Here is a 13972-nt window from a genome sequence, read left to right as displayed (position 1 = left end):
CACTCCTAACTCCTAACTCCCCACTCCCCACTCCCCACTCCCTCCTGATAAGTACGACAAACCAACGGCATATTCGCAGAAAATTTTTCCAGGCGGGTTCCATCTACAGCACTGTCTAGAAGCACTTGCCAGTTAGCCGCGATCGCACCATCTAATTGTCGCTGAATTCTTGGTAAAAACTTACACCGCGAGATTAAATCTAAACTCCATCGGGCAACCTGCGACCAAAAACGTAAATCTCCTCCCCAAAAGGCATCTTCGCCGTTAGCAGCATTTAAAGGAACAGCAGTAAGAAATTTTACTGCTTCGCTGGGATTGAGACAAAAACCCTCAACTCGCCACGGTTGCAAATATTGCGGGGAGTCTATATCTAGCTCCAAGCTAGCAGAATATACTGGAAAAATTTCTGCTGTTCCTTCTTTGCTGTTTTCTGAGATATAAGTTGGCAGGGCAATTATTTGCGAATGGGTTGGCAAACTGATCTCAGTAGCACTTGCGGCTTTGCGCGTTGGCGTAGCTCCTCCTTTGGAGGCTCGCGCAACTTGGGGTTGCTGAATAAAGTTGGTAATTGCCATGTTCTGAGAACGTAACCACTCACTCAACTCAACTGATGTCATTGCCAATGGATGTAGTGGTATATCTCCAGATTCACTAGACTCCAAATTCACTCGTAGCGATCGCCAAGTTTCTCCCCAAATAAATAAACAACCGTTTGAATTTTTTAGTAACCAATTACCGTGTAAAATCGCCATTTGCTAACTACTTAGATTTCCTTAAAATTAAATATTTTAAATTGCAACTATTGTGAATTTTACATTTTTATACTAATATCATTATGACATACAATTGCATATAATAAATACTTAAATAATTAGTTAATCTAAACATTATCAATAATGGATTTTCCTTTTATTCAAGTTTTAAAAAATGGGATAGTAGTAGAACTAGATTATATACATCCTCAAGAACAGGATGTTGTAAGAGGATTACTAAATGTTGTAATTGTTGAAGATAAAACTTATCCCCAAAAGCAACCTCTATCTCCGGCAGAATTTTTAGCTTACTGGTTAAGTAAAGATGCCTTTGTTGTCAGGACATCTGTTCAGGATGCTACACGCAAGCCAAAAGAAATACTAGGGGCGTTTTATTTAAAACCAAACTTTCCCGGTCGGTGTAGCCATATTTGCAACGCTGGTTTTATTGTACAACCTGAGTTACGCGGTCAGGGAATAGGGCGGTTCATGGGAGAGGCGATGCTCTTGATAGCAGCAAACCTGGGCTACGAAGCAGTAATGTTCAATTTGGTCTTTGAAACTAATATACCTTCAATTACACTTTGGCAGTCATTAGGATTTGAGATCATTGGGCACATTCCGCGTGCAGCAAAGCTAGGAGATGAACAAGTGATAGATGCGCTGATGATGTATCGGGCTTTGCGTTGAACGACTTGTTTATCTTTGTATGTACCAGGAGCCAGTCATACTACATAAATGTTAGGATTGCCACAGAAAGAGAATAGCCAAAAAGAAGGAAAAAAAACTGAATGGCAGAAGTTGATAAGTCAATATCCTTCGATGGAAGGGATATTCGACTGAAGGTAGGTCTGCTAGCTCCCCAGGCTGGTGGATCGGTGTTGATAGAATCAGGGGACACATCCGTTTTAGTGACGGCTACGCGATCGCAAGCCAGAGAAGGTATTGATTTTCTTCCCCTCACAGTAGATTATGAAGAAAGGCTATATGCTGCTGGGAGAATTCCCGGTGGGATCATGCGACGAGAAGGTCGCCCACCAGAAAAGACAATTCTCACCAGCCGTCTTATAGACCGTCCCTTGCGTCCTCTATTCCCTTCATGGTTGCGGGATGACCTGCAAATTATTGCCTTAACATTATCGATGGACGAGTTAGTACCGCCCGATGTGTTAGCAGTTACAGGTGCTTCCATTGCTACCCTAATTGCCCAGATTCCTTTTAATGGGCCAATGGCAGCAGTGCGGGTTGGTTTAGTGGGAGATGATTTCATTATTAACCCCACCTATGCGGAAACTGAAGCCGGAGACTTGGATCTGGTAGTAGCAGGTTCACCGCATGGCGTGATCATGGTGGAGGCGGGAGCCAATCAATTGCCAGAGCGAGATATTCTCGAAGCGATTGACTTTGGTTACGAAGCAGTGCGAGACTTAATCAAAGCGCAGCAAGATTTAATAGCAGAATTGGGTCTGGTAATCGTGCAAGAAGCACCGCCAGAAGTAGACCAAACGCTAGAAAATTATATCCGCGATCGCGCTAGCAGCCAGATTAAAAAAATCCTGTCTCAATTTCATTTTACTAAACCCCAACGCGATGCAGCTTTAGATGTCGTCAAGGATGAAATTGCCACGACGATCATCGAACTGCCACCAGAAGACCCAATTCGAGTGGCCGCAACTGCAAATAGCAAAGCACTTGGTAACACTTTTAAAGACATTACTAAATACTTCATGCGGCGGCAAATCATCGAAGATAACGTTCGGGTTGATGGTCGTAAACTCGATGAAGTGCGTCCTGTTTCTTGTTTAGTTGGTGTCTTGCCAAAGCGAGTCCACGGCAGTGGTTTATTTAACCGCGAACTAACTCAGGTATTATCAACTTGTACTTTGGGTACACCGGGGGATGCCCAAAACCTCAACGATGATATGCAGTTAGATCAACACAAGCGTTATCTGCATCATTACAACTTCCCACCTTTCTCAGTCGGGGAAACCAAGCCAATGCGGGCCCCAGGAAGGCGCGAAATTGGTCACGGGGCATTGGCAGAGCGAGCAATAATCCCTGTACTACCGTCAAAAGAAGATTTTCCCTACGTGATTCGCATCGTATCGGAAGTACTTTCTTCCAACGGTTCCACCTCAATGGGTTCTGTGTGCGGTTCCACCCTAGCCCTCATGGACGCTGGTGTGCCAATTCTTAAACCCGTCAGTGGCGCGGCAATGGGTCTGATTAAGGAAGGGGACGAAGTGCGAGTCTTGACCGACATTCAGGGCATTGAAGACTTTTTGGGCGATATGGACTTCAAAGTTGCTGGCACAGATGTCGGGATTACCGCCTTGCAAATGGACATGAAAATCTCCGGTTTATCTTTGGACGTTATTGCCCAAGCCGTCCACCAAGCCAAATCAGCCAGGTTGCACATTCTGGAGAAAATGCTCGCCTGCATTGATCAAGCGCGTCCTGAAACCTCACCCTATGCCCCACGTCTGTTAACAATCAAGATTGATTCAGACATGATTGGTTTAGTCATCGGGCCTGGAGGCAAGACGATTAAGGGAATCACAGAGGAAACTGGTGCAAAAATTGACATCGAAGATGATGGCACCGTGACAATTTCTGCTGTGGATGAGGGTAAGGCAAAGAAAGCCAGAAATATCATCCAAGGCATGACCCGCAAGTTACACGAAGGGGATGTCTATGCCGGACGCATCACTCGGATTATACCCATAGGTGCGTTTGTGGAATTTCTGCCTGGAAAAGAAGGTATGATCCACATCTCCCAACTAGCTGACTACCGCGTTGGCAAAGTTGAGGATGAAGTAGCAGTGGGCGATGAAGTGATTATCAAAGTGCGCGAAATTGATAACAAAGGTCGGATTAATCTCACTCGCTTGGGTATCCACCCAGATCAAGCAGTAGCAGCACGGGAAGCTGCGGCGGTGAATCGGTAACTCGATTTGGGATTTTAGATTAAATCTAAAATCCGCGATGCCTATGGTGAAGGCATCGCCGTATGCTTCTCTAACATTGCTTATTTATCACAAATACTTCTGCAACAATAACCCTAACTTTTCCTTTGTCGCCGTCGGTGCTTTATCCAACTGAGTCAAAATCGCATACTGCAACGCCGAATGCGCCTCACTCGGTGGCGGATTTTCACTCAAGCGCCGCACAGTTTCTTGAATCACTTTTTGAGCATTCACAGCATTCCGCAGCAAATTGCCAATTACCATCTCCACCGTCACACTGTCATGGTCTGGATGCCAACAATCGTAATCTGTTACCAGCGCTAAGGTTGAGTAGGCAATTTCCGCTTCCCTTGCCAACTTTGCCTCTGGTAAATTCGTCATTCCAATGATTGTTGCACCCCAACTGCGGTAAAGATTCGATTCTGCCTTAGTGGAAAAAGCCGGGCCTTCCATGCACACATAAGTACCGCCGCGATGGAGAGTAACTTCTGGTAAATCGAGAGATGCGATCGCATCTGCTAATACAATAGCTAAGTTTTTACAAATCGGATCACCAAAGGCGATGTGAGCGACAATTCCCTCACCGAAAAACGTTGAAATCCGGTTTTTTGTCCTGTCAATAAACTGATCTGGCACTACCATATCCAGTGGTTTCGCCTCTGCTTTCAAGGAACCCACAGCACTAGCTGAAATTAAATACTTCACACCCAATTGCTTCATCGCATAGATATTAGCGCGAAACGGTAACTCAGAGGGTAAAAGTGTGTGATTGCGACCATGACGTGCCAAAAAAGCTACCCGTGTACCATCCAAACTCCCCAGAATCAAAGCATCAGATGGTGAACCAAAGGGAGTCTGAACTTGCACCTCTTCTACATCTTTGAGCGCATCCATTTTGTAAAGACCGCTACCACCAATAATTCCAATACTAGCTTGAGCCATGCTCCTGAACCTTTTTTAAGTTTTACAAAAATGGCGAAGCGTCAAAAGCAACTTCGATAAAGGTATGTTATCAGGAGTTATGACCTCGGTTTATCTAATTGCTTCGCCTTCTGCATGAATAGGGTTATCGCTATCGAAGTTGATTTTTCGCGGGCGATCGCACTTGCTACGTAGAACAACCTTGTCATTGAATGGAGTGGCAGTATAGGGAAAAATGAAGTGCGATCGTCACCAGTTGAGTTTATTAACAAAATGTACTAACTGTGAGACACCATTTCTAATCCCTGCTGATTGAGAGCTAAGGGAATGCCCTCATTGTTCCCTGCCTTTTGCAAAAATGGCGAAGTGTCAGAAACGTCTTTGAAAATGCTTAAAGTTAGAGATGCGAACAGTGCCTCTGCAATTAAATAGAAACTACACTAAGGTCTATGCAACCTTTGCAGGCAGGGTATTTAAGTGTAGAGATCACATTTTCATGTTCTGCCTCTTTTTCTCGTTTCCATGTACCTGAAGTTTCTGCAAGAATGGTAGTTTCTCCTGCACATAATTGCTGTTTTTCCAAACCTGATTTACCCATCAAGGTACGTTCGCTAGCTGAGTGTACGCATGAGCGGGTCGCTTCTGTACAGATAAATTGTTCCAACCGTTTAGATGTATCGTTTTTTAGGCTTAATAGTAAGCTAAAAAGTTCTGGTACAACGTGGCCATATTTATTGTTACTACCAACAGATAAAACTGCTATTTCTGCATCAATAGCTTCTAATAATTGCCTGAGATCATCTCCATTCTTGGGGTATGCCCCGTGATGAGGAATTTTAACAATGTTCGCGCTCAGTTCATTAGGCTGGCAAATATCAATACATTCCTTGAGTCCATCGCCCTCAATATCTGCGAGTAGCAAGGCTGCAAAATCGCCGTAAGTGACACGTAATACAACAGATATTTCATTATCCCTACCTTTAATAGTTGCAAGATGATCCTGAGCGTACAAAAGCCCTGGGTGTAAGATATGGATTTCTAAATCTCCTTGGGTATATGGGTTAGAACCACGAGTAGCTTCTATAAATTTAATGATATTTTTCTTTTCCCATTGCCTTAGAAGTTTCAAAGCATCTTCAAGCATTTTATTAGCTGCTCTGTTAGCAGATACTTTTTTCCTTGCTTCTTTATAAACTTCGTAAGGAAGGCAAAGAGTTCCTATTGTTCCACCACGTTTTAGCCAATTATCAAGAAACGTGACCAAATCCTCTAGTGATGGAAAATGGTCTCGATGTTCGTGGGTAATATAAATTCTACTAATGGTATTTGCTTTGTTATTCTGTAACCACTTAAGAAGTATGGGTATCTTATGTAAGTCAATAATAACAACAGAACTGCCCTCAGCACGTATAACGATGGTATCAGCATTGCCTACAGGTAAAAAAGCTAACTCACAAGTCATAAAAATATTTTACGTCTCTATCCCTAGTTCCTCAGTCAGTTCTTCATCAGTTAAGTAGGGACGAGGTGTGTGGCGAAAGCGTTTAATAGCCCAAGGACGCTCTTGCAGTTCCGCAAAAGTCTCTACATCTTCACTGAGTTCTGCTTCAAACACTGTACCATCAAGGGCCCAACCGGGAATCTCTGGCAAGATTGGAAGCCATTCTTCCCGAACATCATCCATTAGACCACTCAGATATAAGCGAATTTGACTATTATCTTCGGATATTTCTAAAACTTGGCCACGTACAGTAAATGTAGGCTTTGTTCGTTCGGATTTCCACAATCCTAGCTCTGGAGGTATTCCTGTACGTACTATTTCAAGTCGAGAAGGATTACCATAAGATCCCTCAACTACTTCATCTAATCGCCTGTGAAGTTCATCTGGTTTAAAAATAGGAATGCGGTTTTTGTCTCTTTCTAGAATTTGACGAGTAATTTGGATAATTCGGTTATCAATGTTGTAAGGTAATGGTAGCTTATATAATAAGTCTTTCGTAATCCCTCTTGAACTTCTTCCTTGCAAGGAAAGTTCACCAACTATTGTTGATGACAAAATTCCTAATAACCAAATTTTCTGTTCTTCACAGCTTAGTGTTTCCCACTCACTCCAATCTTTACAAGAACTATACTTTTTAGAATGTTTACCAGAAGATTCTGTAATTGGTAAAATGCAAAACATGTGGTTATTTGGGCATAAACCTATTGTATCAAAATGGGCTGCTAGAGGATTTGAAGTTCCGCGATTAACATCGCTACCTACTAAAACTTTAGGTAAGTCTAATAAATTCTCATTGTTGATACAAGGTGTATGGAGATATTGTTTACCATATCTTATGTAACGCTTATTTTTATCCACTCTTTGTGGATCTGCCCAAAGCCGATTTTTATCATGCCAAGCTAAACGCCAGTAAAGCTTACATTTAATACCTTCTGGACATTTATCAACTGGTGGATACTGTCTACCCAAATAACCTGGTTTCACACCATTAAAAACGTAGAAAAGCCTACCTAAAGGTATTGTTGGAACAGAAAGATTTATCGATGGTGCTGTAATTGATCCCCAGTCATTTAGCTCTGAACTTAATTGTCCAATCCATGTTTTACCAAGAAAACCATTATCACGAGTATCAGAGCTTTTCGCTCTAGAAAAGATTGCTCGCGCAATAGAGGGCATTGTTATTCTAGAATTGCCCACAGTTCCTAAAACAATTGCTACATCCTGGCTTGCCTCAATTCCAACAGTTCCTTCTGGACACTGCCATACTTCAAATATGCGGCAATTTTCCGTTAATAATCTTCGTACATTTGGTATGCCATGAGTTGATGCTGTTAAAAATGATTGAGGCAGGATAAAAGCAAACTGAGAATCTTCTTCCAACCAACTCAAAACTTTTTCTATAAATGTTGCTGCTCGTTGAGTATTGCCATCTTCTGCAAAAGGAGGGTTTGCAACTATAACACGCGGCTTAATGCCTATATTTTCTTTAGTTAAGTTTTTATAGTCTTCATGAGAAAAGTGAGAAGGAAAGGGAAACGGAACATCCTGACCGAGTGACTCTCTTGCTAAGGTGTATCGAAGTTGTGTTACTAAATCAGCATATTGATCTAAATCATTACCTGCAACGTGCTGTGCAAGATAAAGTCTTCGTTCTTTAATATCTTCTGGAATATCAGACATTCCTGCAAGACGAGATGTAGCAGCCAATAAGAGACTACCTGAACCTGCGGCTGGGTCAAAAATTACTCTTTCCTCTGGACGTAGCCGTTCCAAAGGAAGTAGCTCAAGCATACGTTCAGCGATCGCAACTGGAGTGTAATGTCGTTGTAAATCACTCCATTCTTCACCCTCAATATCGTTGGGCAATTCTTTGATAGCCCGTTCGTACAGCAATCCAACGTCTTTATGATCGACTAGGGCGAAGCTAACTCGACTCCCTAAATTAGCAGCTAAACGCTGCAACATTCTATCACTTAAATAAGGGATTGAGTCTTCCAAAGCCTTTTTAAAAAAACCATTAGCACGAGGTACTGTGCGATTTAGCAAAGCGCGAGGATCATCAGTTGGAATATTTGAATCAGAACCAAAAAAGCCTTTGTCTTCTAAAATCCGTGCTGCCAAAAATGCGATCGCTACACGAATTGCATGACCTGCTATCTCTCCACGAGAGGATATGGAATTTTGTGGATATGTTAGTTTATCTTGAATACCAATTTCTGCGAGTGTTCCTTTAATTGCATCCTGGAATGCTTTATCCAGTTCGGCTCTTTGTCTAAGTAGAAATGATAAGCTATTTTTGGAAACTGATTCTTCCAAATCAGCAAGTGTTAGTTGACCACCGCGGAATTCTGCCAGTGCCTTGGGTGTAAATAAGTAACTACTTGGTGCAGCAAGTTCTACGGCCAAAGAATCTGGTTCTACTAAGCGCTCCTTTAATCTACCTAATGGATCAATATACTCAAGGAGATATTCTCCATCTGAAATTAAAAGCCCTGCACGAATGGGCCAGTCACGCAATCGTCTTTTCCATTGCTCTAAATCTGAGGGTGCAACAGATTGCACCATAAACGCCAGATTAGTTGCACTAGGGCGTAGACCATAATCTGTCCACAACGCATCTACCGCTACAGGTTGGCTATCCTGTAATGCTGGAGGGATACGCACATCACGGTGTGGGTCAATATTCCACACTTGACGTGCAGTCTCAATTACATAATTAAGTCCCTTTCCAGCCATTTTAAAATTACGTTTACTACAGAATTTATAATCTTCAAGTGATGTAGCTTAGATTACCAATATGGGTTCTACTTGTCACCACTATATTGGAAAGCAACGATTGAAAGCGATCGCTTTCAATCGTCATAGAGAACGAATAATCGCTCAGAGCCATTAAGGTAGTCGCCTAGCACTCCATGAATACTGCTAGTTTTGGGTTGTATTTACTTGACTTATAAGTTAAACAAAGCTCAATATCTAAGACCCAGCCAAAACTTTTTTATATTAATATTGCATAATATTATCACTTTGTTGTACAAAATAAGTTATTTGTGTAACAAAGTTTTGTAATAACCATTTCATTAGTACAAAATTGTACTCACTAGTGATTTTGGTATAATTCAAGGCAAACTCTAGCTCTTAGAGACTAAAGCCTGAAATGAAGTACCCAAGTAGACAAGGTAACAAGTATGAACCAGATGTCAGGTTTTACAAGGCAAGAGACAATGCATCTGGCAGGTTGTACTTCCAGCCGACTTGCCTATCTGGAGAAGGTAGGTCTGGTCATTCCATACAGATTTGGGATTAATGCAAGACCAACTGTAGTTTTTAGCTGGGAGCAGCTTCTAGAAATACGAGCCATCAGAAATTTAAGAAAAAATATCTCTCTACAAACAGTCAGAAAGATAATAAAATTTTTAGACGATAGCGGTTATGATAACGGCTTGAGGGATAAACAGTTAATTGTTATCGGCGATGAAGTTTTCTGGGTTAAGCAAGACTGGTCAGACTTTGGCGAAAATTTGCCCACAACTGTAAAAGTAGCAGACAAAAGTAATAAGCAAGTAGGTCAGTACGTTCTACTTGTGATACCTTCACTAATAGATATTGTGAATGAAATTTGGGAAGCTGCTAGACAGTCTAAAGTAATAGACTTCAAAAGCTTTGAGCAAAGAGCAAAAGTTTTGCCAGCTTAGTTATATTCCGCAGCATTGATTTCATGTATTTGAGCTTTTCCAGGCATAAATAACCCTACTCTGTGTCCAAAATGTGATATTCCTTGGGTCTTGACTGAAAAAGTAATTATCTTTTAATTGATATGAGATAAAGTCCGATCGGACTCTAAAGTCACTCACAAACTCGCTAGTTTTGTCAACTCGGTTCGCCAATCTTCATCATATCGTAGGGCAAGGATATGGTAAGTGGTGTTGTACATGGTCAAACTGGTTGCGGTAAGAAAGCAAGTATTCATAGCAAGCTTGGACACAGCTATCTTTAGTTTCTTTGAAATGGCAAATATCTAAAGCTGCATCGGCTATTTTTTGGAAAGCATCAGGCTTTTCTAATAGTTGAGAAAGGACACCTACACCGCCTTCTGCCGCTTCCCGGAACAGCAAAGATTTACCGTCTCCCATGCGTTCGGAGTCGAGTTCGTCGGCTTCTCCACTCAAAGAAAGTCAGCTATATTTAAGTCCATAGGAGAGAAGTTGACAAATTTGTAGAGCGACAATTTATTTGACCAGAGCGAAAAATTATTTGTCAAAAGACTTTATTAACTACGAATCCTTATATATCAAGGCTTTCAGTAATTAAACCTGTAAAAAGCTAATTCAGGCTTTGGCGACAAATTAAGCGTCCTTTTTTAACTTTTACGACTAATTAAATGACAATTCTTAATTTAGCGATGAATTAGATGTCAATTCTTCGCTGCTTTATAGTAGTATAAATGTACCCAAATAATCAATGAAAAATCACATCTATGAGTCCTTTAGATGTAGATGACGACCAGTTTGAACTAGAAGATGAAGACAGCTTCCTATCGGATGACGAGTATACAGACACACTCGACTTTTCAATGGAAGTTGAGCCATTGAGTGAGAATGATAACTCTGTAGAAGAAGACAAATCAGTTGAGTTTTTAGATCAAAGATTTTTAGAGGACTCAGAACTCAGACTCTCAGGTGAACAAAGACTCAAGCTGGAGATAATTCGCAATCTACGTGAACCCTGCGATCGCCTAACTTACGGCAAAAGGTTGGAAGAAGCAGCCAAAAAGCTTGGTAAATCTGAACGAACGGTTAGACGTTTAATTAAGTCTTGGGAAGAAAAAGGTCTGGCTGCTTTATCGGAAGCTCCCAGAGCAGACAAAGGACAGCCACGGAAAAGCGAATACTGGTATAACTTGACTCTCAAAACTTACAAGAGTGGTAACAAAGGAAGCGATCGCATGACTCGCACTCAGGTCGCCGAGAAGATTGAGACTCAAGCTTACGAATTCGCCAAAAAGGAATTAGAAGCAGAAATATCAAGGTTAGAAAGTCAGGGATTTCGGGGAGAAGACTTAGATCGGCAGTTAAAGAAGCTGATAAAAATAAAGGAAAAAGCAGAAGGATTTAAGTATTGGTCAAAGTATGGAAAACCTCCCAGCACTAGAACAGTAGAAAGATGGCTCAAACCAGTTGAGGAGAAAAGGCATAAATCTCGCATTAGCCGTAGCCCAGGATGGCACGGTTCCGAACATATAATTAAAACCCGTGATGGTCAAGAAATATCTATTAAGTACAGCAATCAGGTTTGGCAAATTGACCATACCAAAGCTGACATCTTATTAGTGGATGAGGATGGTGAGGAAATAGGCCGTCCTCAATTAACGACGGTTATAGATTGTTACTCTCGCTGCATTGTTGGATTGCGTCTAGGCTTGGCTGCACCTAGTTCTCAAGTTGTAGCTTTGGCGCTGCGTAATGCAATTATGCCGAAACGGTACGCTTCGGAGTATGAACTCAGATGTAAGTGGAGTGCTTACGGTGTACCTAAATATGTTTATACCGATGGCGGTAAAGATTTTCGCTCAAAACATTTAGTGGAATGGATTGCTAACGAATTAGATTTTGAACCAATTCTGCGAAGTCAACCTTCAGATGGCGGCATTGTAGAACGACCCTTTAGAACCATGAGTGGGCTGCTTTCTGAAATGCCCGGTTACACGGGATCAAGTGTTAAAGACCGTCCAGAGGGAGCTGAAGATAAAGCTTGTATAAGTCTTCCTGAACTAGAAAAACTAATTATTGGTTACATTGTCGATAGCTATAACCAAAAGCCTGATGCCCGAAGTCAAGCCAACCCTCTAACTCCAAAGCAAAGTCGGATTGAGCGTTGGGAAAAAGGACTGCAAATGACTCCTACTTTGCTGAACGATAGAGAACTTGATATTTGCTTAATGAAGGCAGCAGAAAGGGTGGTGTATGACAATGGCTATCTGAATTTTTCTGGTCTTCGTTACAGGGGAGAGAATTTGGGGGCTTACGCAGGCGAAAAGGTTGTCTTAAGGTTTGACCCCAGAGATATAACTATGATGTTAGTCTATGGTCGCAAAAATAATAAAGAAATATTTTTAGCCCGTGCTTATGCTGTTGGTTTAGAAGCAGAAAGGCTGTCAGTTGAGGAAGTTAAATACGCACGTAAAAAAGCAGAAAATAGTGGCAAAGGTATCAATAACGTTTCAATTTTAGAAGAAGCAATTAGACGCAGAAACTTTTTAAAAAATAAAAAAAGTAAGACTAAAGCTGAACGTCGCAGGGCCGAGCAAGAACGTATGGAGCCTATACCACAAAGATATGAAGAGAAGGAAAATGAACAGATTGATAAATTAGCGTCTAAAACGGAAGTAGATGAGCCAATAGAAAAAGTGGATTTCAAGCTATTGCGTGAAGAACTAGGGTTGTAAACTATGACTGACGAAGAAATACAGTTAGAAATTGAACGTCTAAGACAACCAGATATTTTAAACATCGAACAAGTGAAAAGATTTAGTGCTTGGTTAGATGAAAGGCGAAAATTACGAAAACCTGGTAGGGCAGTAGGAGAGTCAGGTCTGGGTAAAACTACAGCTTCTCTTTTTTATACCTACCAAAACAGAGCGGCTAAAATCCCCAATCAAAACCCAGTTGCGCCCGTATTATATGTAGAGTTAATAGGTAGTTCTTGCAGCCCATCTCTTTTGTTTAAAACTATTATTGAAACTCTAAAATTTAAAGCTAAGGGTGGCACTGAACATCAACTGAGAGAACGGGCATGGTATTTAATTAAACAATGTAAAGTAGAAATGTTAATTATTGATGAAGCCCATCGTCTTCAATTTAAAACACTCACAGATATTACAGACTTATCTGATAAGGTAAAAATTATTCCAATTCTAGTAGGTACAAGTAGCAGATTAGATACCTTAATTAGTAAAAATGAGCAAGTTGGTGGACGTTTTGCAGCATACTTCAGTTTTGAAAAACTGATAGGAGCAAACTTTACAAAAACGGTAAAGATTTGGGAACAGCAAATTCTGAGACTACCTGAGCCATCGAATTTAGCTAATAATCAGGAAATCATAACTCTTTTACAGGGAAAAACAGATGGTCAAATTAGATTATTAGATCAAATTCTTAGAGATGCAGCAGTTAAAGCATTAGAATCTGGCGTTAACAAAATAGATAAATCACTTTTGGAGAGTATTGAAGGAGATTATTCATTAGTAGCAAGCTAAAATATACATCGTCAAAATTATAAACTCAGATGTCAAACGAAATCTATAATTTTGAAGCTTGGATAAACACAGTTGAACCATTACCAGGGGAAAGTATAAGTCACTTTTTAGGTCGCTTTGAAAGGGCTAATTTGCTGACTGGGTATCAAATTGGGAAGGAAGCAGGAGTCGGTGCGATAGTAACAAGATGGAAAAAACTTTACCTCAATCCATTCCCAACTCAACAAGAATTAGAGGCATTAGCAAAGTTTGTTGACGTGGAAGTTGAAAAAATGACGCAAACTTTGCCCTTAAAGGGTATTACGATGAAGCCCCGACCAATTAAATTATGTGCTGCTTGCTACGCAGAACAACCTTGTCATCGAATTGAGTGGCAGTATAAGGAAAAAATGAAGTGTGATCGCCACCAGTTGAGTTTATTAACAAAATGTACTAACTGTGGAACACCATTTCCAATCCCTGCCGATTGGGAGGTAGGGCAATGCCCTCATTGTTCCCTGCCTTTTGCAAAAATGGCAAAGCGTCAGAAGCGTTGTTGAAGTTGGCTACTGTAGTGTTTTAAAAACGATACTTTATCTTG

The 13972-nt window shown here is 41.0% G+C and carries 11 protein-coding genes; 6 read left to right on the top strand and 5 right to left on the bottom strand.

Annotation, left to right across the window (positions count from 1 at the left end):
- Nucleotides 1-5: 5 nt before the first annotated feature.
- Nucleotides 6-752, bottom strand: coding sequence for a hypothetical protein (locus F8S12_RS00300; protein WP_196514238.1), 747 nt, complete (start codon nt 750-752; stop codon nt 6-8).
- Nucleotides 753-896: 144 nt separating this feature from the next.
- Between F8S12_RS00300 and F8S12_RS00295 the strand changes: the two genes are divergently transcribed.
- Both F8S12_RS00295 and F8S12_RS00290 read left to right on the top strand, forming a co-directional pair.
- Entirely contained in the window at nt 897-1442 is a 546-nt protein-coding gene (locus F8S12_RS00295; RefSeq protein WP_196514237.1) for a GNAT family N-acetyltransferase, read from the top strand.
- 101 nt (nt 1443-1543) lie between these two features.
- Nucleotides 1544-3700, top strand: coding sequence for a polyribonucleotide nucleotidyltransferase (locus F8S12_RS00290; protein WP_196514236.1), 2157 nt, complete (start codon nt 1544-1546; stop codon nt 3698-3700).
- Nucleotides 3701-3787: 87 nt separating this feature from the next.
- Here F8S12_RS00290 and F8S12_RS00285 read toward each other — a convergent pair whose 3' ends face one another.
- The 3 genes from F8S12_RS00285 to F8S12_RS00275 all read right to left on the bottom strand — a co-directional run bounded on the left by F8S12_RS00285 (nt 3788) and on the right by F8S12_RS00275 (nt 8876).
- Nucleotides 3788-4660: an S-methyl-5'-thioadenosine phosphorylase gene (locus F8S12_RS00285; protein ID WP_196514235.1), complete on the bottom strand. Its 873-nt coding sequence runs from the start codon at nt 4658-4660 to the stop codon at nt 3788-3790.
- A 403-nt stretch (nt 4661-5063) separates the two neighbouring features.
- The gene (locus F8S12_RS00280; RefSeq protein ID WP_196514234.1) at nt 5064-6101 is read right to left on the bottom strand and encodes a ComEC/Rec2 family competence protein; all 1038 of its coding nucleotides are present in this window, start codon (nt 6099-6101) and stop codon (nt 5064-5066) included.
- Between the two features lie 9 nt (nt 6102-6110).
- A complete protein-coding gene (locus F8S12_RS00275) occupies nt 6111-8876 on the bottom strand; it encodes an N-6 DNA methylase (protein ID WP_196514233.1) in 2766 nt (921 codons plus the stop codon).
- Between the two features lie 449 nt (nt 8877-9325).
- Here F8S12_RS00275 and F8S12_RS00270 point away from each other — a divergent pair, with 449 nt between their 5' ends.
- Nucleotides 9326-9832 carry a MerR family transcriptional regulator gene (locus tag F8S12_RS00270; protein WP_094332253.1) on the top strand — a complete coding sequence of 169 codons (507 nt, stop codon included), beginning with the start codon at nt 9326-9328 and terminating at the stop codon, nt 9830-9832.
- Between the two features lie 198 nt (nt 9833-10030).
- Here F8S12_RS00270 and F8S12_RS00265 read toward each other — a convergent pair whose 3' ends face one another.
- On the bottom strand, nt 10031-10306 hold the full coding sequence (locus F8S12_RS00265) for a hypothetical protein (RefSeq protein WP_196514232.1): 276 nt from the start codon (nt 10304-10306) through the stop codon (nt 10031-10033).
- 308 nt (nt 10307-10614) lie between these two features.
- Between F8S12_RS00265 and F8S12_RS00260 the strand changes: the two genes are divergently transcribed.
- From F8S12_RS00260 to F8S12_RS00250, 3 genes are read left to right on the top strand one after another with little or no spacing between them, the layout of a single operon-like run.
- Entirely contained in the window at nt 10615-12582 is a 1968-nt protein-coding gene (locus tag F8S12_RS00260; RefSeq protein ID WP_196514231.1) for a Mu transposase C-terminal domain-containing protein, read from the top strand.
- A gap of 3 nt (nt 12583-12585) precedes the next feature.
- Nucleotides 12586-13392, top strand: a complete 807-nt coding sequence (locus F8S12_RS00255) for a TniB family NTP-binding protein (RefSeq protein ID WP_196514230.1) — start codon at nt 12586-12588, stop codon at nt 13390-13392.
- A 29-nt stretch (nt 13393-13421) separates the two neighbouring features.
- Nucleotides 13422-13931 carry a TniQ family protein gene (locus tag F8S12_RS00250; RefSeq protein ID WP_196514229.1) on the top strand — a complete coding sequence of 170 codons (510 nt, stop codon included), beginning with the start codon at nt 13422-13424 and terminating at the stop codon, nt 13929-13931.
- The last annotated feature ends 41 nt before the right edge of the window (nt 13932-13972 follow it).

The sequence above is a fragment of the Nostoc sp. WHI genome (assembly GCF_015714725.1).
Classification (GTDB): domain Bacteria; phylum Cyanobacteriota; class Cyanobacteriia; order Cyanobacteriales; family Nostocaceae; genus Nostoc.
Note: the sequence above shows the minus strand (reverse complement) of the source record. Positions and strands in the feature narration are given on the sequence as shown.